A 20,566-nucleotide genomic window follows, 5' to 3' on the forward strand; every position below is an offset into this window, starting at 1 on the left:
TGCGTTGTGACCGCGTGCCGGAGTCCGGCGTTGTCGGTACATGGCGACCGTGACAACGCACTGGGGCCTCCTCGGAGGCTTCTCCGTACGGCACGAACAACGGCACGGGCAACCGCGGTACGAAGAATCGGTTCCGCGAACCGCTGAGCCCCCTGACGCGCTGGCCGCCGAGGCGCCGATCTACGAGGCGCTGGCGCGCGGCTGGGTGCGCGCCGGACGCAGTGTGCCGGACCAGCACGACACGGAGTGGGCGGCGCTGGCCGAGCAGCCGCCGTGGCCCGCTGGCATCCGGCGGCGCGCCCTGTTTCCACTAATGGGGCGGCGCAACTACACGGCGGTGCCCAGGACTTGACAGGCGCGGGTCACACGCCGGTGGCCCCGTCGATCCGTTCGCGGATCAGGTCGGCGTGACCGTTGTGCCGGGCGTACTCCTCGATCATGTGGATGTAGATCCAGCGCAGGCTCACTTCCCTGCCGAGCAGCGTGCCGGTGTCCTGGAGCGAGCGGCCCGCCGCGTTCTCCCGGGCCTTGGCGACCTCCGCCTCCCATAGGGCGAACGCCTCCTTGGACGTGGTGTCCTCGGCCACCTCGAAGCCGCCGTCGGGCCCCTCCGCATAACTCCTCGCGCCGAATATCGGTGCGACGTCCTCGCCCGTCAGGATCCGGCGGAACCAGTTGCGTTCCACCTCGGCCATGTGCTGCACGATCCCCAGCAGTGACATCGGCGAGGGCGGCGCCGAGCTCCGCCGCAGCTGGGCCTCGTCCAGACCACGGCACTTCATGGCGAGGGTGGTCCGATGGAAGTCGAGCCAACTCTCCAGAGTGGCGCGCTCATCGGCGTTGAACGGCGGGATGGGGCGTTCCGGAGTCGACATCATGGCCGTCATCCTGTCACCGGGGTCTGACAGCGCGGAATGCTCTGCGCCGTCTCGTCCCGGCAACCTCCCGCCGTCGCGCGGTACTTGGCGATCTCTGGTGATGGTGCTTCAATGCCCCGGGTAAGTTAGGAAACTTTCCTAATCGCCCAAGGATGGAGAAGCGCATGCGCCATCACCGCGCGGCACGCTCCCGCAAACGTCTGACCCTGCTGGTCACCGCCGGTGTGCTCGCGGCCACGGCCACCCCGCTGGCCGTGGCCGCCGCTGGCAACGCCACCGAACCCGCCCCGACGGCCAGTCGCGCCGTCGCCGACAAGGCGTCAGGGGCCGGGCTGGACGACCCGCACAAGAAGGAGATCGCGATGGAGCTGGTCTCCAGCGCCGAGAACTCCACGCTCGACTGGAAGGCCCAGTACAAGTACATCGAGGACATAGGCGACGGCCGCGGCTACACCGCGGGCCTCATCGGGTTCTGCTCCGGCACCGGCGACATGCTCGAACTGGTCACCGCCTACACCCGTGCCGAACCGGGCAACGTGCTGGCCAAGTATCTACCCGCGCTGCGCAAGGTCAACGGCACGGACTCGCACGCGGGCCTCGACCCGGACTTCACCAAGGACTGGAAGAAGGCCGCCGCCGATCCGGTGTTCCAACAGGCGCAGAACAACGAGCGCGACCACGTCTACTTCAATCCGGCCGTCTCCCAGGCGAAAGCGGACGGGCTGGGCGCGCTCGGCCAGTTCATCTACTACGACGCGATCGTGATGCACGGCCCCGGCAACGACAAGTACAGCTTCGGCTGGATCCGCAGGACCGCGATGAGCAAAGCGAGGACACCCGCACAGGGCGGCGACGAGGCCACGTACCTCAACGCCTACCTCGACGCGCGCAAGGTCGCCATGAAGTCGGAGGAGGCGCACAGCGACACCAGCCGGGTCGACACCGAACAGCGGGTCTTCCTGCGCGACGGCAACCTGAACCTGGACCCGCCGCTGCACTGGAAGGTGTACGGCGACAGCTACTCCATCGACCACTAGGCGTCTCGGTTCAAGCCTTCGGCGCCCCTGGTCTTAGTGCCGTGCGGCTGATCAAACCTCGTGGGGCCGCACGCCCGTCTATCGCGTGAATCCGGTCGGCGTGTCCGCCTGGTCGGCGGTCGGGATGGACAAGCTGATCGCGGGGCGAGCCGGGCCACATCGCGGCCAGGGAGCGGTAGGGCCCGGCTCGCCGGGGGAACGCGCGGGGTGAGGGAGAGGCTGATGTTCGCGTGGAGCGCGGCCCGGGCCGCGGTCTCACCGGGAGGGCTCCGCCGATGGGCGCGCCGCCTGGCGGCCGTGCTGCTCGCGGGTGCGGCGGCGGTGGCGTGCGGCGGGGTGGGTTACGCCGTGGGCTGGCCGGTGGCGCCGGTGCCGGGGGTGAGCGCACATCTGCCGTCCGGCTGGGGAGTGCGGCCCCCGCCGGGGCTGCCGGGCTTCGGCCGATTCACCGCCCGGCACGTGTGGCCGTCGGGCCTGCCCGGCATACGCCGCCCGCTGCGCTGCCCGCACGGACTGGGCCGGGCGCTGCCCGCCCTGGGCCCCAGATCCTGCGAGAGGTCCGTGCGCGCCGCCGCCTGTGCCCCGCTGCGCTCCGTCGACGTCTCGGGCAGCATCGCCACCGTACGCACCGCCGACAACGCACCGGTGCTGCGACGGCTCACCGCGATGGCCAGCCGTAGCTGCGGCGCGCCCGCACCACGGCTGCCCGCCCCACCGCTGCCGGAACCGCCCACTCCACGGCCGCCGCAGCCACCCACGGAGCAGCCCGGCCCACCGCACACACCACCGCGCCTCAGCGTGCCCCCCGCGCTGTCCGTGAAGTCGGCCGCACCGCGCCCGGTGGCGTGGCCGCGCCACGCCCCGGACGCCGAGGTCGCCGCACCGGCCGGGCTGCCCACCGCCACCGCGCTCTTCCTGGTGCTGCTCCCGGCCGTGGTGGCCGGGGTCGCGGCCGGTGCGCGGTCCGTCTCACGGGGGCGGTGACCGGGACGGTGGTGCCAACGCCTGTCGCCAAGCCGGTTGTCCCGTACGGTAGTTGAGGAGGTTCGGTTGTTCGCTCTGCTCAGCATCCTGGGTATCGTCCTCGGCGGCGGCCTGGTCGCGGTGGCCTGTGTGGTGCTCAAGCACCGGGTCTTCCCGCCGAAGCCGGACGAGGAGCCGCGCGAGGCGCTCGCCGAGTACATCTCGATGATGGTCGGGGTGATCTACGCGCTGGTGCTGGGCCTCGCCCTGGTGTCGGTGTGGGACACCCACTCCAGCGCCGAGGCGCACGTGCAGAGCGAGGCGGGCGCCCTGCACCAGGTCTATCTGCTCGCCGACGCCCTGCCGCCCGCCGCGGAACAGCAGGCCAGGGCCGCCGCGGTCTCCTACGCCCACCAGGTGACCAGCGACGAATGGTCCGAGATGACCCGCCGCGAGCCGCTCGGCCCGTCGGGTTGGCAGTTGCTCAACCGGCTGCGGGACACCTATGAGACGGCGCAACCCACCGGTGCCGCCCAGCAGAACGCCGGGCAGGAGGCCATGGCGCAGCTGTCGGTGCTGGACGAGGCGCGTCGCGGCCGGGAGGCGGACGCGCAGAGCCGGTTGTCCAGTGTGCTGTGGGCGGGGCTGCTCATCGGCGGGGTGCTGACGGTGGGCTTCATGTTCCTGTTCGGGGTCCAGCGCCGGACCAGTCATCTGGTGATGGTGATGGGCCTGACCGGGTTCATCGTCTTCCTGATCGTGCTCATCCATCAGCTCGACATGCCGTTCGGCGGGGCGCTGGGCGTCGATGCCGAGGCGTTCACCCGGTACTTCCCGGGTTCGTCCGGTTGACGGCTGGCCTTTGACGGCCTCAGGGATGCTCGCTGATCACGGAGAACAGTCCGCCCTCCGAGTCGCGCAGTCCGGCGACCCGGCCGTACGCGGAGTCCTGGGGCTCGCCGGTGACCTCGCCGCCGAGTTTCAGCGCCTTCTCGACCGTGGCGTCGACGTTGTCCACCGAGAAGTAGACGTGCCAGCGGGGGCGGACCCGGGGGTCGATGGCCGCCTCCGTACCGCCGCCGGTGAGCGCCGCCACGCTGTGCCCGTCCACCCGTAGCACCACCCGGTCGTGCTCGTAGCGCACCTCGTAGCGCTTGGGGTCCTCCTGGTCCCAGCCGAACACCTGGCCGTAGAAGAGCGCCGACTCAAAGGCGTCCCGGGTGCGCAACTCGATCCACACCGGAGAGCCGATCGGCCGCTCCCGCGACCGGGAGCTGGCCTTGCCCTCCCAGATGCCGAAGGATGCGCCCGCCGGATCCGAGGCCAGCGCCATCCGCCCGGCGTCGAACTCCAGCGGCCCCACCGCCACCGTGCCGCCGCGCTCCCTGATCGCGGCGGCGGTTGCGTTGGCGTCCTCGGTGCCGAAGTACGTCGTCCAGGTGACCGGCAGCTCCCAGCGCTTGGCGACGGCGCCTATTCCGGCGACCTCCCACCCGGCGGAGTACACCCGCAGATAGGGACCCCAGCGCTCCGGCCCCGGCTCGAAGCGCCAGCCGAGCAACGGCCCGTAGAAGCCGGTGGCCGCGCCCAGATCGCGGGCCATCAGACCGACCCAGCACGGAGCGCCGTACACACACCCTTTCCGCATCACGGTCACGTTGACTCCCGCAGGGCAACAACACCTCACCGGCCCTCGCGGACCGCCCTCAGCTTATGCCCGGCGACCGGCCGCCGCGCGCCGCGCCGCGGGCGTGTTCAGGGCCGCCGCGCCGGAGTCTGCTGCTGGGTGATGGCCGGGTCGGTGACCGCGACCGGTGCCACGACCTCGTTGATCCGCGCCATCAGCTCGGGATCCAGCCGGACGCCGGAGGCCTTGGCGTTCTCCCCGACCTGCTCGGGGCGGGAGGCGCCGACGATCGCGGCGGACACGTTCGGGTTCTGCAGCACCCAGGCGATCGCGAGCTGGGCCAGGGACAGCCCGGCCTCGGCGGCCAGCGGCCGCAGCGCCTGCACCCGCTCCAGCACATCCTCGCGCACGAACCGGCTGATGAAGTCCGCGCCGCCCTTGTCGTCCGTGGCCCGCGAACCCTGCGGCGGCCGCTGCCCCGGCTGGTACTTGCCGGTGAGCACGCCCTGGGCGATCGGCGACCAGACGATCTGTCCGATGCCGAGCTCCGCGCAGGCCGGAACCACCTCGGGTTCGATCACCCGCCACAGCATGGAGTACTGCGGCTGGCTGGAGACCAGCGGAATCCGCAGTTCCCGGGCGAGCGCGTGCGCCCGGCGGATCTGGTCGGCGGTCCACTCCGACACGCCGACGTAGTGCGCCTTGCCCCGGTGGACGACGTCCGCGAAGGCCTCCATGGTCTCCTCCAGCGGCGTGAACCGGTCGAAGCGGTGTGCCTGGTAGAGGTCGACATAGTCGGTCCGCAGCCTGCGCAGCGAGTTGTCGATCGACTCCAGGATGTGTTTGCGGGACAGTCCGCGGTCGTTGGGGCCGGGACCGGTGGGCCAGTAGACCTTGGTGAGGATCGCCAGCCCTTCACGCCGTTCGCCCTGCAGCGCGCGGCCCAGCACGGACTCGGCGCGGGTGTCGGCGTACACGTCGGCGGTGTCGAACGTGGTGATACCGGCGTCGAGGGCGGCGCGGACGCAGTCGGTCGCGGTGTCCTCCTCGACCTGGGAACCATGGGTGAGCCAGTTGCCGTAGGCGATCTCGCTGATCAGCAGGCCGCTGCGGCCCAGATGACGGTGTTCCATGGAAGCCGAATCTAGTTGCGCCGCTCACCTGCGAGGGCCACCAACTTGCCCACGCAGGGTGGCGTTCCAGTTCGTCGTGCGCGACACGGCCACGCCGACCGGGTAGGTATTGCCATGGAGGAGCCATGGTGACCATAGACAAGCCCGATGAACTGGGCATCCCGGTCGGGAACGGAACCCTGCGCGTCCTGCGGTTCGGCACCGGCCCGCGGCTGGTGCTCGCGGTGCACGGAATCACCGGGTCAGCCATGGCGTTCCGGGCGATCGCCCGCCAACTGCCCGTGGAGTACAGCCTGTTCGCCCCCGACCTGCGCGGCCGGGGCGGCAGCGCCGGGCTGCCCGGACCGTACGGCCTCGACCGGCACGCCAGCGATGTGCTCCGGGCGGCCGAACTCCTGGGCCGCGCGGGCCGGTTGACGCTGCTCGGTCACTCGATGGGCGCGTACGTCGCGCTACGGGCCGCGGCGGCGCGGTCGGCACTCTTCGACCGGCTGCTGCTGGTCGACGGCGGTCTGCCGCTGCCGACGCCGCCGGGCGCCGATCCGGAACGGGTGCTCGACAGCATGCTCGGCCCGATGCTGGCCCGCCTTGACCGCACCTTCGACAGCGCCGCGGCCTACGTCGACCTGTTCCGCGCCCATCCCGCGCTCGGGCCGTACTGGAACGCGGACATCGAGGCGTATGTACGCGCCGACCTCACCGGACCCGACGGCGCGCTGCGCTCCCGGGTCAGCGCGGACGCGGTCCGCGCGGATGGACGGGACCTGCTGACCTCGACGGCCCGCGTCGAGGCGGACCTCGAACGGCTGCGGCTTCCCGCGCTGTTGGTGTACGCGCCGCGGGGACTATTCGACCGGGAGCCGGGGCTGCTGCCGGTCGGGGTGGTGGCACGGTGGCGCGAGCGCTCCCCGTCGCTGCGCACCGAACTGCTGCCCGGCTGCAACCACTACACCATCGTGCTCGGTGAGCGGGCGCGGCTGGTCGCCCAACGGCTCACCGAGCCGCTCGGTGACTCGCCCTCGTAACGGTGAAATGAGGCCGTCCCGCCACCGGGTCCACTACCACTGACCCCATGTCCACATTCCGAGGCGGAACCGTGGAGGGCGCCGCGTGACCGGCGGTGGGCCGACACGGCTGGTCGACGAGGTCACGGTGGGACCGAGCGGTGCGATGACCCGCGAGGGCGTCATCCTCACCGGCACGCTGACCGTCGCCACCACGGCGCTGCCCGCCAAACGGGCCCAGGTGACCCTGCGCGAGGCCGGGTCGACGGAGTGGCACACGCTCGCGGGCAGTCCGTTCCCGGTCCCGCCGGAGGGCATCGAGGCGCTGCACGCCATCGTGGTGGCCGCCATCGGCGCCGGATCCCGGCCGCCCGACTGAATGGACCGGCGGCGGCCGGGACGTGTGGTTCCAGGGCCGTCAGGGTGGATGCGAGGCGGGCGTGCGCGCGCCGATTGCGGGCCGGGAAGCGCCTGGGTTGACTCGTGCCCCATACGTTGCTCCCGTTCGAGAGGATTTCTGTGAACAACGTCCGCCGCATCACCGCGACCGTCACGGCAAGTGCCCTCCTCGCCCTGGGCGGCGCCGCACTGGCGACCCCTTCCCACGCGCAGACGCGCACCGTCTCGACCGGGGGCCGTGCGGCCACCGCCACCATGCAGAGCGCGCCAGCCGTGAGCCAGATTCTCCGGGGCGCCAGCTACCTCCTCAGCAAGCTTCTGTAATCGCCGGGCCACAGCACCGGCGCCCCTCCTCCGGCTCGCCACCGAGGCCGGGCAGGCGCCAAGGCGGCGGCTCACGGCTGGTGCGCTGGCGGCCTGCTCATCCCTCCTGCTCGGCAAGGGTGTTCCAGAACATCGACTCGTACGCCTGCAGCAGCCGCCCGTAGCGGTGTGCCAGCCATGTGACGCGTCCGGCGTCCAGCCCGGCCTGTACCGCGGCCAGTGCCTGCTGTTCGAGTCGGGGTGCGGGTTCCGCGAAGAAGTCGAAGAAGCCGCACGCCTCGTCATCGAAGCCGTACCGTTCGCGCAGCGCCCGGCCCATCGTCCGGCAGTAGCCGCCCCACGCGGCGAAGTTGGCGGTCAGCGCGATCACCACGTCCACGGGTTCGGCGTTCAGCGCGAGCCAGGCCACATAGGCCGGATACGCCTGGCAGCCCGGCTTCGGGTGGTAGCCGTCCACGGACTCGTCGTCCAGACCGAGGGCGTCGGCGAGCGTGCCGAGCTTGTCGAGCGCGAGGTTCTCACCGTGCGCCAGGCTGGCGAAGAAGGTGGCGGCCGCCGGATCGGCGGAGCAGCGCTCGTTCAGGTACAGGAAGCTGCGCCGGTCGCTGGGGATGATGTGGTGCTGTTCCATCGCGAACGCCGCCAGCGTCTCCAGCGGCGCTTCGCCGCTGGCGATGCGGGGGACCAGGCGGTTGGCGCCGACGTCCGGGGCCAGTTCGCGAACGGCCCGCGCCAGGACGTCCTGTGCGGTACGGGTCACCTTTCCGTCCTTCCTGCCGTGTTGGGGGTTCGCCGAGCGGTCAGGCACCGGCCCTGCCGAGCAGGACGCCCGCCGTGTACGTGACCGCCATCGCCACCATCCCGCCCGCCGCGTTCCGCAGCAGTGCCCGCCGGGCCGGGGCGTTGCCGAGCCGGGCGCTGGCCCAACCGCACAGTACGAGCGCACACAGCACCGCGACCACCGTGACGGCCAGCCGTACCGATGCCGGGGGCAGCACGATCGCCAGCAGCGGAAGCAGCGCACCGCAGGTGAACGCGGCGAAGCTGGCCCAGGCGGCGTGCCACGGATTGGTCAACTCCTCCGGATTGATGCCCAGTTCGACCCGTGCGTGCGCACCCAGGGCGTCGCGTTCCGTGAGTTGTTCCGCCACCTCGCGGGCCAGGTCGGGGCTGATGCCGCGACCTGCCAACAAGCCGGTCAGTTCGTCCAGTTCGGTCTGCGGGGCGGTGGCCAGCTCCTCGCGCTCCAGGGCGAGCGCGGCCCTCTCCGAGTCGCGCTGGGTGCTCACCGACACGTACTCGCCGGTGGCCATCGACAGCGAGCCCGCCAGCAGCCCGGCCAGTCCCGCGGTCAGCAGGGTCTGCCGGGACGTGGTGGCCCCGGCCACGCCGACCACCAGCCCGGCCGTGGACACCACGCCGTCGTTGGCGCCGAGCACCGCGGCGCGCAGCCAGTTGAGCCGGGTGCCCATATCACCGGCGTGCGGTTCGTGGGCGTGCGGGGCGGCCGGATCGCCGGGTGAGTCGTCCTTGTGCACTCCGTGAGCATCTCACCGACCGACCGTCAGCGAGCGGCATTTCGGGCGGGCTTCGCGGCACTTCTCACCCGGGCATCACGTTCGGCGGACTACAGGTGTAGTGCCGAGTGTCATGACGCCGAGTGACCGCGGTGGCGGCACCCAGCGTCGGCCGAGCGGTCCCGGGTCGGCCGGAGCCGTCCGGGATGCCGCAGGGGGTGATTGCGGGTGGAATGGACCCGTACCGGAACCGCCCGCGAGGAGGCCTACGGCCATGACTGCTGCGACGCGCCTGCTCAGGGCCCTTCCGGCGGTGCACCGTGACCGCCTGATGGAACTGGCCAAGGAGGTCTCCTTCGATCAGGACTCCCGGATCTTCGAGGAGCAGGGCACCGCCGACCGGTTCTGGGTCATCCGCTCCGGCGCGGTCACCCTCGACCTGCGGATACCGGGGCGGCGCCCGGCCACCGTGGCCACTTTGGGCCCCGGCGACCTGCTCGGCTGGTCGTGGATGTTCCCGCCGTACACCTGGGACTTCGGGGCGGAGGCGCTGAGCCCGGTGCGCGCGTACGAGTTCGACGGGGCGCGGGTGCGCGCGCTGTGCGAGGAGGATCCGGTACTCGGCTACGCCCTGGTACGGGCCGTGGCGGAGGTCCTCGCGCATCGGCTCCAGATCGCCCGCTCGAAGCTGATGGAGCTGAGGGTGCAGCACGGCGGTTCCTGGTGAGCGGCGAGTGAGCGGCGCCCGGTTTCACCCGTTCGGCCGACTGTGTTGAGCGCCGCACACGGGGCGGCGACGGTGCCCATAACCCGGCCGATGTGCTCTCGAATCCGGCCCCGCCTGGGTTACCGTCCAGTACAGACGAGGCTGTCCGGCGGGGGAGCAGTCAACTCCCTCGCAGCGGGCGGCACTTCGCCGCTGCCGCTCCCCGTCATGTCCCGGCACCCGGCGCCACCCGAGCACTGTTTAGTAGTGCTAAACCAAAACCGCTAGCAACTCTCGCTGGTGCTGAACGGTCGATGCACGTCAGTCTTGACGCATGATCACAACAGGCGCGGTCCTCGGTGTCTCGGCGGTGGCCCTGGGCATGGTGCTCACCCCGGGACCGAACATGATGTACCTGATATCGCGAAGCCTCACCCAGGGACGCAAGGCCGGTCTGGTCTCACTCGCCGGGGTCGGCGTCGGCTTCCTGTGCTACCTGAGCGCCGCCAACCTCGGTCTGTCGGTGGTGTTCGTCGCGGTGCCCGCGCTCTACGCCACCGTGAAGCTCGCGGGCGCCGGATATCTGGCCTACCTCGCCTGGCAGGCGCTCCGGCCCGGCGGCCAGTCGGTTTTCGCCCCAAGGGAGTTGGCGCCGGACTCCCGTCAACGGCTGTTCGCCATGGGGCTGGTGACCAGTCTGCTCAACCCGAAGATCGCGGTGATGTACCTCTCGCTCATTCCGCAGTTCATCGATCCACGGGCGGGCCATGTGATGGTCCAGGGGTTCGTCTTCGGCGGCGTCCAGGTGGCGGTCAGTCTCGCGGTCAACTGCGCGATCGTCCTCGCCGCGGGAACCATCGCGCGCTTCCTGGAACGGCGTCCGACGTGGCTGCGGGTCCAGCGCTACTTCATGGGAACGGTGCTCGGCGCGCTCGCGGTCCGGCTCGCGGTGGACAACTCCAGTCCCGCACCGGCCTGACGGATCAGGGGTCAGTCCTCCCGCTGCCGATCCCGCCGTGCCCGGCGCCGGTCGCGCACCATGTCGACGGTGAGCACGAGTGTGAGCAGCCAGGTCGCGGCGACGGCCACGATCACCGCGGGGGCCAGCGAGGCGACGGCCAGCACCATCAACGCCGTGGACGCCACCGTCACCAGGACGACCAGCAGCGGCCGCCAGTGCCGCAGCCAGCCCGTGATGTTGGGGATCCGCCGCAGGCGCATGGTCCGCAGTCGGCGGTCCAGCCCGTCGTCCTGCCGCAGCATCGTCTCGATCTGCTCCAGAGCCCGGCGCTCCTCGTCGGAGAGTCGATGTCCGTCCATCGCCGACACCTCCGTGGCCGCTCCCGAAGGGCCTTTCCTTCCCACCTTCTACGGTAGCCGCAGCAGCGCCGTAGAGCGCTGGAGTTTCACAGTTGATCTGTTCCGGATCCGGGGCCGGTGACCCCCGTGACGACGAGCGTTGCGCCATCCGTAGGCCGGTCCGTGTCGTGGGCCGCCGCACCGGGGACGTATGTGGCTCCCACGGCGCTGACCGGTGCGCACAGGAGAGGAACGGAGGGCGTGATGGTACGTAGCCGGGCATGGGCCTGCGCGGCGGCGGCAGGGTTGGTCATTGCGGCTGGAATCGCTGGTTCCGCCGTCGCGGAGGATCCCAGCGCCGCGCCGAATGCGGCGGCCGGTCCCACACCGTCGAGCAGCCCCGCCGCCTCCGGCGCCCCCAGCCCGTCCAACAACTCCTCCGACTCCGCAACCCCGAGCACGTCGAGCAGCGCCAGCCCGTCCGACGGCAGCGCCAGCCCCTCGGACAGTGGGACGCCCACCGTCGGACCCGGTGACGCCGCCTTCCTCGGCGCGCTGCACCAGGGCGACCTCGCGGAGGTCAGCTGGGGCCGGGACGCCGCGCCCCACGCCGCGGCGGCCTGCGTGATGCGGGTGGGCGCGGCGCTGGTGCGGGACCGGGGCGCGATGGACAAGGCGGTCAGCGAGCTCAGCGGTCAGCTCAAGATCGGGCTGCCGCCGAGCCCCACCCCCGCGCAGAACGACCAGCTCGCCCGGATCGGCAAGAGCGCGGGTACCTCCGGCTACGACACCCAGTGGCTGCGGGCCCGGTCGGCCGCGCACGCCGAGACCCTCAGGCTGATCGACCAGGAGATCGTCTCAAGCGGGCAGGGCGACCACGCCAAGGTGGTCGCCGCCGCCCAGTCCGCGCGTCCGGTGGTGGCGCACCACCTCGCGATGGAGCACAACTGCCATCCCCTCGGCGCCTCGGGCGCACCGCAGCAGACGGCGTCGGGCGTCTGGAAGTCACCGCATGGCAGATGGAGCGCGACCCATGTCTCGGTGCTCGTGGTCGGTTCGCTGCTGGTGATCGCCGCGTCGGCGTGGGCCACCCGCAGATGGCACCGTGATCTGTCCCGCTGACCTCGGCAAGTGCCCTTCCTTCAAGGGGAGTTGGACGCGGTTCGAGCTCAGCCGCCGTTGCTGTGCGGGCGGGTGAGGATTTCCATGTTGTGCCCGCCCGGATCCTCGAAGTAGGTGCCACGGCCACCGTTACGGTGGTTGATGCTGCCCTTCTCGGTGTGCTGGGGATCGGCGTAGTAGGTGATGCCCGCCTGTTTGATGCGTTCGAAGATGGCATCGAACTCGTCCTCCGACACCAGGAACGCGTAGTGCTGCGGGGTGATGGTTTCCGAACGGCTGTCCGCGTAGTCCAACGTGACGCCGTTCCCCACCGTGACCGGGACGAACGGCCCGAAGGGCGCCCCGACTTCAAGTCCGAACAGCGAAGCCAGGAATCGCGCTGACGCCTCCTTGTCGTGCGCCGCGACTATGGTGTGGTTGAGCTGGATCGTCATGGCGAAAGCCTCCAAACACGGGCTGGCAGAAGCCCTACGAAAAGCGTAGGCCCACCCCACACCCGCCCGGCACCCCGCCAGTGCCTCCCGGCCCGGGCACGCGGGGGCAGCCGTGGGCTCGCCCGGACATACCAAGAGAGAAATTCCATGGTCAACTCCCGCCACGGCGGTATAGCCTTGGGAACATGAAGCGCGCTGCTGTGACGACGACGCCGGACCCCGTCCCGGCGCGCTGACACCTGCCAGACAGAAGCCCCGGGGCGAGTGCCCCGGGGCTTCGTCGCTTCGTCGCGGTCACTCGCACCGGCACCACCCCGAGGAGACCGCCATGTACGACCACCGCAAGCTCGGCCGCGAGCTGGACCTGTTCGACTCCGACCCGCTGATCGGCGCCGGGCTGCCGTACTGGCTGCCGGGCGGCGCCGCCGTACGGCACGCCCTGGAGGAGTACGTCCGGGAGGCCGAACGTCGCGCGGGCTACCGCCACGTCCACTCACCGGTGGTGGCCAAACGCGAACTGTACGAGATCTCCGGGCACTGGGCGCACTACCGCGACGACATGTTCCCCGCGATGGAACTCGGCGGTGAACAGTTCGTCCTGCGCCCCAGCCTGTGTCCGCACCACGCGCTGATCTACCGCTCCCGGGAGCACAGCTACCGCGAACTGCCGCTGCGAATCGCCGAGTTGGGCGGGATGTTCCGCTCCGAACTGTCCGGCGTCCTCGGCGGGCTCACCCGGGTACGGGCGATCCAGCTCAACGACGCCCACATTTTCTGCACCCTGGACCAGGCCGCCGACGAGGCGCGGGCGGCGCTCGAACTCATCGGGCGCGCCTACCGGGCCATGGGCATCCGTGCCGCGCGCTACCGCCTCTCGCTGCCCGGCCCCGGCGGCAAGTACGTGGCGGACGCCGCCATGTGGCAGCGCGCCGGAGCCCTGCTCACCGAGGTGCTCGACGCCATCGGGGCGCCGTACGAGGCGGAGGAGGGCGAGGCCGCCTTCTACGGGCCGAAGATCGACGTGCAGATCGCCGACGCCAGCGGCCGTGAGTCGACCCTGTCCACCGTTCAGGTCGACCTGTACCAGCCGCGCCAGTTCGGTCTGCACTACATCGGGCCCGACGGTGCCGAGCACCGACCGGTGATGGTGCACCGCAGCGTCATCGGCAGCGTGGAGCGCGCGGTGGCCCATCTGATCGACACCCACGGCGGGGCCTTCCCCGGCTGGTTGGCACCGGTACAGGTGGTGGTGCTCCCGGTGTCCGACGACGAACTGCCCGCTGCCGAGGCGCTGGTACGGCGGTGCGTCGAACAGGGCCTGCGCGCGGAGTTGGCCGCGCCGGACCGCGGCTCGCTCGGCGCACGGGTGCGCGCCGCGCGACTGGCGCCGTACCAGGCCGTGATCGGGCCGAAGGAGGCGGTGGACGACCGGGTGGCGCTTCGGCTGCGCGACGGCCGCCGGATCGGCCCGCTGCCGGTCTCCGAGATGGTGGCCCGGATCGCCGACCTGGTCGGCGGCAACTGCCTTGAGCTGTGGGACGAGTGACGGCTCAGTCGGGCAGCAGTACGGCGACTCCGTTGACCTGACCGGCGGCCAGGTCGGCCAGCGCCCGGTCGGCCTGCGCCATGCCGTACCGCTGGACGTGCGCCCGTGGCCGGATCCGGGCCGCCTCCGCGAGGTAGGCTCGGCCGTCCGCACGGGTGTTGGCGGTGACGGAGCGCACGGTCCGCTCCTGGAACAGGTGTTGGGCGTAGTTCAGCGACGGGATGTCCGACAGATGGATGCCCGCGATGGACAGCGTGCCGCCCCGGTCGAGCGCCGCCAGCGCGACCGGCACCAGCTCACCGGCCGGTGCGAACAGGATCGCCGAGTCCAGCGGTTCCGGCGGGCTCACGGTCGCCGGGCCCGCCGACGCGGCGCCGAGTTCCAGGGCGAGCCGCCTGGCGTCCTCGCCACGGGTGAGGACGTGCACGGTGGCGCCCTGGGCCACGGCCAGTTGTGCCGTCAGATGCGCGGAGGCGCCGTACCCGTACAGCCCGAGGCGGCCGCCCGGCGGCAGGTCGGCGCGCAGCAGCGCCCGGTAGCCGATGATGCCCGCGCACAGCAGGGGCGCGAGCTCCTCCTCCGGCCAGCCTTCGGGCAGCGGATAGGCGTAGCGCGCGTCCACCACGGTGTGGCCCGCGTATCCGCCGTGGATGTCCCAGCCGGTGTAGCGCGACCGCGGGCACAGGTTCTCCCGTCCGGAACGGCAGTACGGGCAGGCACCGCAGGTGCCCGCCAGCCAGGCGGCGCCCACCCGGTCACCGGACCGGAAGCCCTGGGCGGCGCTCCCGGCGGCCAGTACCCGCCCGACGATCTCGTGACCGGGGGTGCACCGAGGGCGGCGCGGCGGCAGATCGCCCTCGGCGAGGTGCAGGTCGGTCCGGCACACCCCGCACGCGTGCACCTCGATCAGCAACTCGTCATCTCCGGGCGGTGCGACATCGCGCCGCACCCGGCGCAACGGCCCGGTCGACACCGGGCCAGGGGTGTCGACCACCCACGCCTGGGTCACGGTCTCACGCGTCATCGGCCGCTTCCTCCCGCGCCAGTGCCGGGATGACGCCGCCCGCGAGCACCGCCTCCCTGCGGCGTGGCGAGAGATGGTGGTGTACGCCGTACTCCTCGTCGCGGGTGATGTTGCGCACCCGGAGCCTCGGCTCCGCGTCCGCGGTGAGCGCGGCGTGCAGACCGGTCAACCGCAACCGGTCGCCGGGCTGGATGCGCCCGTAGTCCGCCGGATCGTCGAACTCCAGGGCCAGCACTCCGAAGTTGGCCAGGTTCTGCCAGTGGATCCGCGCGAAGGATTTGGCCACGACGGCCCGTAGCCCCAGGTAGCGCGGGGTGATCGCGGCGTGCTCACGCGACGAGCCCTGGCCGTAGTTGTCGCCGGCCACGATCAGGTGGCCGCCCTCCTCGCGGGTCTCGGCCGCGTGCTTCGGGTACTGCGGATCGAGCCGGGTGAGCGTGAACCGGGCGAGCATGGGGATGTTGGACCGGTACGGCAGCGCCCTGGCACCGGCGGGCGAGATCTCGTCGGTGGACACGTTGTCACCCGCCTTCAACAGCACCGGACCCTCGATGGTGTCCGGCAGCGGTTCGAAGTCCGGCAGCGCGGAGATGTTCGGCCCGCGCTCCAGCTCGACCCGCGCCGCCTCGTTGGGCGGCAGCGGCGGTTCCAGCATCGCGGTGTTGACCGAGAAGTGCTCCGGGAGTTCCGGCGCCCGGTACTCGACCCCGCGGTCCTCGGCCCAGTCGCGCGGGTCGGTGATCACCCCGGTCAGCGCCGAGGCCGCCGCGGTCTCCGGCGAGCACAGCCACACCGCGTCGTCCTCGGTGCCGGACCGGCCGGGGAAGTTGCGGGGAAACGTACGCAGCGAGTTGCGTCCGGCGGCCGGTGCCTGGCCCATGCCGATGCAGCCGAGGCAGCCCGACTGGTGGATCCTGGCGCCCGCCGCGATCAGGTCGAACGTGGCGCCCGAGCGGGTCAGGTCCTGGAGGATCTCCCGCGAGGTCGGATTGACGTCGAAACTCACGCCCGGCGCCGTCTGCCGTCCCCGGACCATCGCCGCCGCCATCGCGAAGTCCCGCAGCCCCGGATTGGCCGAGGAGCCGATGACCGCCTGGTTGACCACCTCACCGGCCACCTCCCGCACCGGCACCACGTTCCCCGGCGAGGTGGGTTTGGCGATCAGCGGCACCACAGCGCCGAGGTCGATCTCCTCCTCCAGGTCATAGCGCGCGCCCGGCTCCGCGGTGATCTCGGTGAAGTCCTCCTCGCGGCCCTCCGCGCGCAGGAACTCGCGCACCGCCGCGTCGGACGGGAACACACTTGCCGTCGCGCCGAGTTCGGCCCCCATGTTGGCGATGACATGCCGGTCCATCGCGGTCAGCGACGCGAGCCCGGGACCGTGGTACTCCAGCACGCGGTTGACGCCACCGCGCACCCCGTGGCGGCGGAGCATCTCCAGGATCACGTCCTTGGCGCTCACCCACGGCGGCAACTCCCCGGTCAGCCGCACCCCCCAGATCCGCGGCATCGTCACGTACAGGGGGCGGCCCGCCATGGCCAGCGCGACCTCCAGGCCGCCGGTGCCGATCGCCAGCATGCCCAGCGAACCGCCCGCGCAGGTGTGGGAGTCGGAGCCGATCAGCGTCTTGCCCGGCACCCCGAAGCGCTGCATGTGGGTGGGGTGCGACACGCCGTTGCCCGGCTTGGAGTACCAGACGCCGAACCGGCGCGCCGCGGACCGCAGGAAGTCATGGTCCTCCGCGTTGCGCTCGTCGGCCTGCAGCAGGTTGTGGTCGACGTACTGCACGCTGACCTCGGTGCGCACCCGGTCCAGGCCGAGTGCCTCCAGCTCCTGCATCACCAGGGTTCCGGTCGCGTCCTGGGTGAGGGTCTGGTCGACCCGCAGGGCGATCTCCTCGCCCGGTTCCATCCGCCCGGCCACCAGATGGGCGGCGATGAGCTGGTGGGCGACGGTCCCCTTGCCGGTGGTGTCCATGGCTCCCTCTCCGTCGATCGGGGCGTGTGTCCAGCCTGGCGCGTTCCGACACGTCGCGCACGTGCGGACGGGGCGTATCGGATCGCACTGAGCGGGTACCCGAACTCTTAGGACACTGAATTGAGGTGACCCTGATGTTCCTGTTGGGAATATTGCTGGTGGGAGCGACCGCCGCCTTCGTCGCCCTGGCGATCGTCGAGAACTTCTCCGGCGGTGGGCCCGGCTCCAGCGTGACCATGCTGGGACACACCATCGCGACACTCAACGCCCTGGAGACGTTCCTGGCCGGTATGGCGCTGGCCCTGGTCTTCTGCCTCGGCCTGGCGATGATGACCGGCAGCGTGCGCATCCATCGCCGCAGGCGCGCCCGTTACACGGCCCGGGGCGCGATGGCCGCTCGCGAGGGCGAGCCGATCGCCGGTGAGCCAGCGGCCGCGAGGGGCAAGCCACGGCACCGGCGCGGGCTGCACATCTTCGGGCACTGAACAGCGCGGGCCGGTTACCCGCCCGCGCTGCCGTTGGTGTGGAACGCGTCGCACAGGCCGGTCAGTGAGTCCCGGGACACGATGCTGTCGCTGAGCGCCTGCTGGGCCAGCGGCAGGCCGCCGCAGTGCCGCTCGCCCTGCGCGCCGCTACCCAGTCGCGGCGCGGCGGCGCCCAGTGGCCCGGCCGACGCGGTTCCCGCGGCGGCCAGCAGCAGACCGGCGCCGAGCACGGCGGCGGCCGCGGACCGATGAGCCTTGGTGACGCTGGCCATGGGCGCATCCTCTCCTCGGTGAACACTTCTGCCCGGAAGAACGGAAAACTCCCGTAATGGTCACTATGAGGGCATCCCTGGCCCGCTCAGCGGAGTGAATTCCACGACCTCCGGCCGTCCGGTGAGCTTGCCCAGCACATCTTCGACGGTGAACTCCCGCTCCGGTGTCACGGCCGCCAGCGCGGCGTTGACGCTCTCCTGATCGGTCCACATCTCAATGACCCGCACCACGTCCGCGTCGTCCTTGTCACGGCAGATCACATACATCTGACACCCCGGCGCGCCCTCCAGTACCGCCGCGACTTTCGACAGGACGTCAGCCAGCTCGCCTCCCTTACCGGGTTGCGCGCGCATGGTGACGAAACGGCCGATCGTAGGCGTGGACATATCGGGAGGTTACCCAATAGCGCGGACGGTGTTCCGGACCGTACGTGTCGGCGGGCCGCCAGTAGGCGGTTCACGGGGCGTCAGAAGTCCGCGGCCCAGGGGAAAAGGCCGATGAACGAGCCCGTGGCGCGATGCCCAGCGGTCGGCAGCGGCCATCACTGCGCATCCACCTCTGTGGCAAAGGGGACCCTGGCGCGGTGTCGATGACGGCCGCGCCTTGACGCGAACGATGTTCGTAGATAGAACATTGTTCGTGACGGTGAATGTGAACCAGGACGTAGACGTGACCGTGGTCGGAGCCGGGCCGGTGGGGCTCGTGCTCGCCGCGGAGCTGGCGCTCTGCGGGGCGACGGTGCAAGTGCTCGAGCGACGGGCCGAGCCGGACGAGTCGATGAAGGCGGGCGCGATCAACGTGCCGACGGCCGAGGCACTCGACCGCCGCGGCCTGTTGCCCGCTGCCGAAAGAGTGCAGCGGGAGATGCTCGAGCGGGTGGGGTCGTTCGCTCGCCAGGCCGACGACCAACCACCCGGTGGTGGCCGGGGAGCGCGCGAGTCGCGATTCACCGGGCATTTCGCGGGGATCGTCCTCGACGCCGACCTTGTGGACTGGTCCGATCCCGAGCTCGCCGCGCACACCGCCGCCGCCGGAGCGAGGATGGTGCCGCAGCGTGAGCTGGAGAAGCTGCTGGCCGACCATGTCGCACGACTCGACATACCGGTGCACCGCGGGGTGGAGGTCACCGCGCTTGAGGACACCGGCGACGGCGTGCTCGTCGGCACTACTGCCGGGACGGTGCGCACCGGGTGGCTGGTCGGGTGCGACGGCGGGCGCAGTACGGTGCGCCGCCTCGCGGGCTTCGACTTCCCCGGCACCGACCCCGAACTGACCGGACTCCTGGCGGTCGTCGATATCGCCGCCCCGCACAAGCTCGTGAACGGATGGGCGTGGTCGCCCCGGGGGGCGTACCGCTACGGGCCCCAACCTGGGCGGGTGGTCACCGTGGAGGCCGACGGCGCTCCCGCCGACCGCTCGGCGCCGGTCACCCTTGAGGAGGTGCAGACCACTTTGCGCCGGGTCTCGGGTACCGACGTCACGCTGACCGCGCTGCGCGGTACGGCGACCCGTTGGAGCGACAACGCCCGCCAGGCCGCGACCTATTGGTCGGGTCGGGTGCTGTTGGCCGGTGACGCCGCGCACGTGCACTCGCCGTTCAGCGGTCAGGGGCTCAATCTCGGGATCGGCGACGCGATGAACCTGGGCTGGAAGCTCGGAGCCGTGGTCGCCGGGTGGGCGCCCGAAGGGCTGCTCGACACCTACGACGCCGAGCGCCGTCCCCTTGGCGCCTGGGTGCTGGACTGGACGCGGGCCCAGACCGGGGTGATGCGAGGGGACGCCAAGTCGGCGGCGCTGCGCCGGATCGTCGCCGACTTGCTGAGCACTCGGGAGGGTGCGACCTACGCGGTCAAGAAGATCTCCGGCGTCACACAGCGCATCGACCTGCCCGGTGACCATCCGCTGGTCGGCCGGTTCGTCCCCGACCTATGGCTCAGGGACGGCTCCCGTCTGGTCGACCACGGGCACGGCGGCGGGTTCCTGCTGCTCGACCGCACTCCGGACGGCGCGTTCGCCCGCCTCGCCGCGGCCTGGGACGGGCGGGTGAGCAGCGTGACCGACGACCACGCGACGCCGACCGGGGTGCTGGTACGCCCGGACGGGGTGGTCGCCTGGGCCTGCGACACCACCGACATCGCAGCCGCCACCGACCTCGAAGCCGCGTTGTACCGATGGGCTGGCGCGCCGACTGTCCCGTGAACTCCCCATCAAGGGCTGCGAAGTCCCCGTGGACGCTTGCCGGTTCGGGCGAAGTGCGAACAACCCCGGGTAGCCACCAGGGGTTCGCCTTCGCCTACTGGAACGGCATGAGCAGCCGATCAAGCGGGCAGATCGAACCCGAGGGAGGTCAGGGCCGCCTCCGCGGCTTGCTGGTCCTGCTCGTACGTTCCCCCGGAGATGCCCAGACCACCGATGCACCGGCCATCCTCAAGTATCGAGTAGCCGCCGCCGACCGCCATCAGGCGCGGATGGTGGGCCAGCGGTGCGACCTTCGGGTCGGCCAGGTAGCCGTTCCAGACATGTGTTGCGGTACGGAAGGACACTGCGGTCCAGGCCTTGTCGAGGGCGACCTCGGCGGTGAGGAACGGCGTGCCGTCACCGCGCTCGAACGCCTTCAGGTGGCCTCCCGTATCGGTGACCGCGGCGGCCGCCTCGAAGCCGATCCGGGCCGCCGCCGCGTGTACCGCCGCGATCAGCGCGCCCGCCGCGGCCTGGGTGATCGAGGGCGCGGGGGATGACTTCGCGGGTGTGCCAGTGCTCATGGGGATTCCTTCACTTGCTGTGTCGCGGGGGTCTGATGTTCGGGGCGGCTGACGC

25 protein-coding genes are annotated in these 20,566 nt (G+C 71.3%); 13 read left to right on the forward strand and 12 right to left on the reverse strand.

What is annotated here, in order from left to right:
• The first annotated feature begins 40 nt into the window (after positions 1-40).
• Positions 41-352 carry a hypothetical protein gene (locus tag NON19_RS03655; RefSeq protein WP_255925101.1) on the forward strand — a complete coding sequence of 104 codons (312 nt, stop codon included), beginning with the start codon at positions 41-43 and terminating at the stop codon, positions 350-352.
• Between the two features lie 10 nt (positions 353-362).
• Here NON19_RS03655 and NON19_RS03660 read toward each other — a convergent pair whose 3' ends face one another.
• Positions 363-875, reverse strand: a complete 513-nt coding sequence (locus NON19_RS03660) for a DinB family protein (RefSeq protein WP_255925360.1) — start codon at positions 873-875, stop codon at positions 363-365.
• Positions 876-1,042: 167 nt separating this feature from the next.
• On the opposite strand from NON19_RS03660, the gene NON19_RS03665 reads away from it, so the two are divergent.
• The 3 genes from NON19_RS03665 (at position 1,043) to NON19_RS03675 (ending at position 3,730) form a co-directional block, all read left to right on the forward strand.
• A complete protein-coding gene (locus tag NON19_RS03665; protein ID WP_255925102.1) occupies positions 1,043-1,915 on the forward strand; it encodes a chitosanase in 873 nt (290 codons plus the stop codon).
• A 222-nt stretch (positions 1,916-2,137) separates the two neighbouring features.
• A complete protein-coding gene (locus NON19_RS03670) occupies positions 2,138-2,899 on the forward strand; it encodes a hypothetical protein (RefSeq protein WP_255925103.1) in 762 nt (253 codons plus the stop codon).
• Positions 2,900-2,965: 66 nt separating this feature from the next.
• Positions 2,966-3,730 (forward strand): bestrophin-like domain, encoded by a 765-nt coding sequence (locus NON19_RS03675; RefSeq protein WP_255925104.1) that lies wholly within the window; start codon positions 2,966-2,968, stop codon positions 3,728-3,730.
• 19 nt (positions 3,731-3,749) lie between these two features.
• Here the strand turns inward: NON19_RS03675 and NON19_RS03680 are convergent, their stop codons facing one another.
• The gene (locus NON19_RS03680) at positions 3,750-4,526 is read right to left on the reverse strand and encodes a VOC family protein (protein WP_255925361.1); all 777 of its coding nucleotides are present in this window, start codon (positions 4,524-4,526) and stop codon (positions 3,750-3,752) included.
• A gap of 107 nt (positions 4,527-4,633) precedes the next feature.
• Complete coding sequence (locus NON19_RS03685) at positions 4,634-5,638, reverse strand: aldo/keto reductase family protein (protein ID WP_255925105.1); 1,005 nt, start codon at positions 5,636-5,638, stop codon at positions 4,634-4,636.
• 125 nt (positions 5,639-5,763) lie between these two features.
• Between NON19_RS03685 and NON19_RS03690 the strand changes: the two genes are divergently transcribed.
• The 3 genes from NON19_RS03690 to NON19_RS03700 all read left to right on the forward strand — a co-directional run bounded on the left by NON19_RS03690 (position 5,764) and on the right by NON19_RS03700 (position 7,365).
• Entirely contained in the window at positions 5,764-6,663 is a 900-nt protein-coding gene (locus tag NON19_RS03690) for an alpha/beta fold hydrolase (protein WP_255925106.1), read from the forward strand.
• A gap of 85 nt (positions 6,664-6,748) precedes the next feature.
• Positions 6,749-7,021, forward strand: coding sequence for a hypothetical protein (locus tag NON19_RS03695; RefSeq protein ID WP_255925107.1), 273 nt, complete (start codon positions 6,749-6,751; stop codon positions 7,019-7,021).
• Between the two features lie 140 nt (positions 7,022-7,161).
• The gene (locus tag NON19_RS03700; RefSeq protein WP_255925108.1) at positions 7,162-7,365 is read left to right on the forward strand and encodes a hypothetical protein; all 204 of its coding nucleotides are present in this window, start codon (positions 7,162-7,164) and stop codon (positions 7,363-7,365) included.
• Positions 7,366-7,462: 97 nt separating this feature from the next.
• On the opposite strand, the gene NON19_RS03705 is transcribed toward NON19_RS03700, so the two are convergent.
• Together NON19_RS03705 and NON19_RS03710 are read right to left on the reverse strand one after the other, a co-directional pair.
• Positions 7,463-8,125 (reverse strand): thiaminase II/PqqC family protein, encoded by a 663-nt coding sequence (locus NON19_RS03705; protein ID WP_255925109.1) that lies wholly within the window; start codon positions 8,123-8,125, stop codon positions 7,463-7,465.
• 40 nt (positions 8,126-8,165) lie between these two features.
• Positions 8,166-8,837, reverse strand: coding sequence for a VIT1/CCC1 transporter family protein (locus tag NON19_RS03710; RefSeq protein ID WP_255925362.1), 672 nt, complete (start codon positions 8,835-8,837; stop codon positions 8,166-8,168).
• 319 nt (positions 8,838-9,156) lie between these two features.
• Between NON19_RS03710 and NON19_RS03715 the strand changes: the two genes are divergently transcribed.
• Positions 9,157-9,609, forward strand: a complete 453-nt coding sequence (locus NON19_RS03715) for a Crp/Fnr family transcriptional regulator (RefSeq protein ID WP_255925110.1) — start codon at positions 9,157-9,159, stop codon at positions 9,607-9,609.
• Between the two features lie 313 nt (positions 9,610-9,922).
• Positions 9,923-10,567: a LysE family translocator gene (locus tag NON19_RS03720; protein WP_255925111.1), complete on the forward strand. Its 645-nt coding sequence runs from the start codon at positions 9,923-9,925 to the stop codon at positions 10,565-10,567.
• Positions 10,568-10,578: 11 nt separating this feature from the next.
• Here the strand turns inward: NON19_RS03720 and NON19_RS03725 are convergent, their stop codons facing one another.
• A complete protein-coding gene (locus NON19_RS03725; RefSeq protein ID WP_255925113.1) occupies positions 10,579-10,908 on the reverse strand; it encodes a DUF3040 domain-containing protein in 330 nt (109 codons plus the stop codon).
• 243 nt (positions 10,909-11,151) lie between these two features.
• Here NON19_RS03725 and NON19_RS03730 point away from each other — a divergent pair, with 243 nt between their 5' ends.
• Positions 11,152-12,009 (forward strand): DUF4142 domain-containing protein, encoded by an 858-nt coding sequence (locus tag NON19_RS03730; RefSeq protein ID WP_255925363.1) that lies wholly within the window; start codon positions 11,152-11,154, stop codon positions 12,007-12,009.
• A 47-nt stretch (positions 12,010-12,056) separates the two neighbouring features.
• Here the strand turns inward: NON19_RS03730 and NON19_RS03735 are convergent, their stop codons facing one another.
• Positions 12,057-12,443, reverse strand: a complete 387-nt coding sequence (locus tag NON19_RS03735; protein ID WP_255925114.1) for a VOC family protein — start codon at positions 12,441-12,443, stop codon at positions 12,057-12,059.
• Positions 12,444-12,771: 328 nt separating this feature from the next.
• Between NON19_RS03735 and thrS the strand changes: the two genes are divergently transcribed.
• Positions 12,772-13,989, forward strand: coding sequence for a threonine--tRNA ligase (thrS, locus tag NON19_RS03740; protein ID WP_255925115.1), 1,218 nt, complete (start codon positions 12,772-12,774; stop codon positions 13,987-13,989).
• A 4-nt stretch (positions 13,990-13,993) separates the two neighbouring features.
• Here the strand turns inward: thrS and NON19_RS03745 are convergent, their stop codons facing one another.
• Both NON19_RS03745 and NON19_RS03750 read right to left on the reverse strand, forming a co-directional pair.
• Entirely contained in the window at positions 13,994-15,013 is a 1,020-nt protein-coding gene (locus NON19_RS03745) for a zinc-binding alcohol dehydrogenase family protein (RefSeq protein WP_255925118.1), read from the reverse strand.
• On the reverse strand, positions 15,003-16,991 hold the full coding sequence (locus tag NON19_RS03750; protein WP_255925119.1) for an aconitate hydratase: 1,989 nt from the start codon (positions 16,989-16,991) through the stop codon (positions 15,003-15,005). Before NON19_RS03750 ends, NON19_RS03745 begins: the two co-directional genes overlap by 11 nt.
• A gap of 134 nt (positions 16,992-17,125) precedes the next feature.
• On the opposite strand from NON19_RS03750, the gene NON19_RS03755 reads away from it, so the two are divergent.
• Positions 17,126-17,476, forward strand: a complete 351-nt coding sequence (locus tag NON19_RS03755) for a hypothetical protein (RefSeq protein ID WP_255925365.1) — start codon at positions 17,126-17,128, stop codon at positions 17,474-17,476.
• 14 nt (positions 17,477-17,490) lie between these two features.
• On the opposite strand, the gene NON19_RS03760 is transcribed toward NON19_RS03755, so the two are convergent.
• Together NON19_RS03760 and NON19_RS03765 are read right to left on the reverse strand one after the other, a co-directional pair.
• Positions 17,491-17,748: a hypothetical protein gene (locus NON19_RS03760; protein ID WP_255925120.1), complete on the reverse strand. Its 258-nt coding sequence runs from the start codon at positions 17,746-17,748 to the stop codon at positions 17,491-17,493.
• Positions 17,749-17,811: 63 nt separating this feature from the next.
• The gene (locus tag NON19_RS03765) at positions 17,812-18,135 is read right to left on the reverse strand and encodes a putative quinol monooxygenase (RefSeq protein WP_255925121.1); all 324 of its coding nucleotides are present in this window, start codon (positions 18,133-18,135) and stop codon (positions 17,812-17,814) included.
• A 253-nt stretch (positions 18,136-18,388) separates the two neighbouring features.
• Between NON19_RS03765 and NON19_RS03770 the strand changes: the two genes are divergently transcribed.
• Positions 18,389-19,948 (forward strand): FAD-dependent monooxygenase, encoded by a 1,560-nt coding sequence (locus tag NON19_RS03770; RefSeq protein ID WP_443729330.1) that lies wholly within the window; start codon positions 18,389-18,391, stop codon positions 19,946-19,948.
• 119 nt (positions 19,949-20,067) lie between these two features.
• Here NON19_RS03770 and NON19_RS03775 read toward each other — a convergent pair whose 3' ends face one another.
• Complete coding sequence (locus NON19_RS03775; RefSeq protein ID WP_255925123.1) at positions 20,068-20,511, reverse strand: GlcG/HbpS family heme-binding protein; 444 nt, start codon at positions 20,509-20,511, stop codon at positions 20,068-20,070.
• Positions 20,512-20,566: the final 55 nt, after the last annotated feature.

The sequence above is a fragment of the Streptantibioticus rubrisoli genome (genome assembly GCF_024436055.1).
GTDB lineage: Bacteria > Actinomycetota > Actinomycetes > Streptomycetales > Streptomycetaceae > Streptantibioticus_A > Streptantibioticus_A rubrisoli.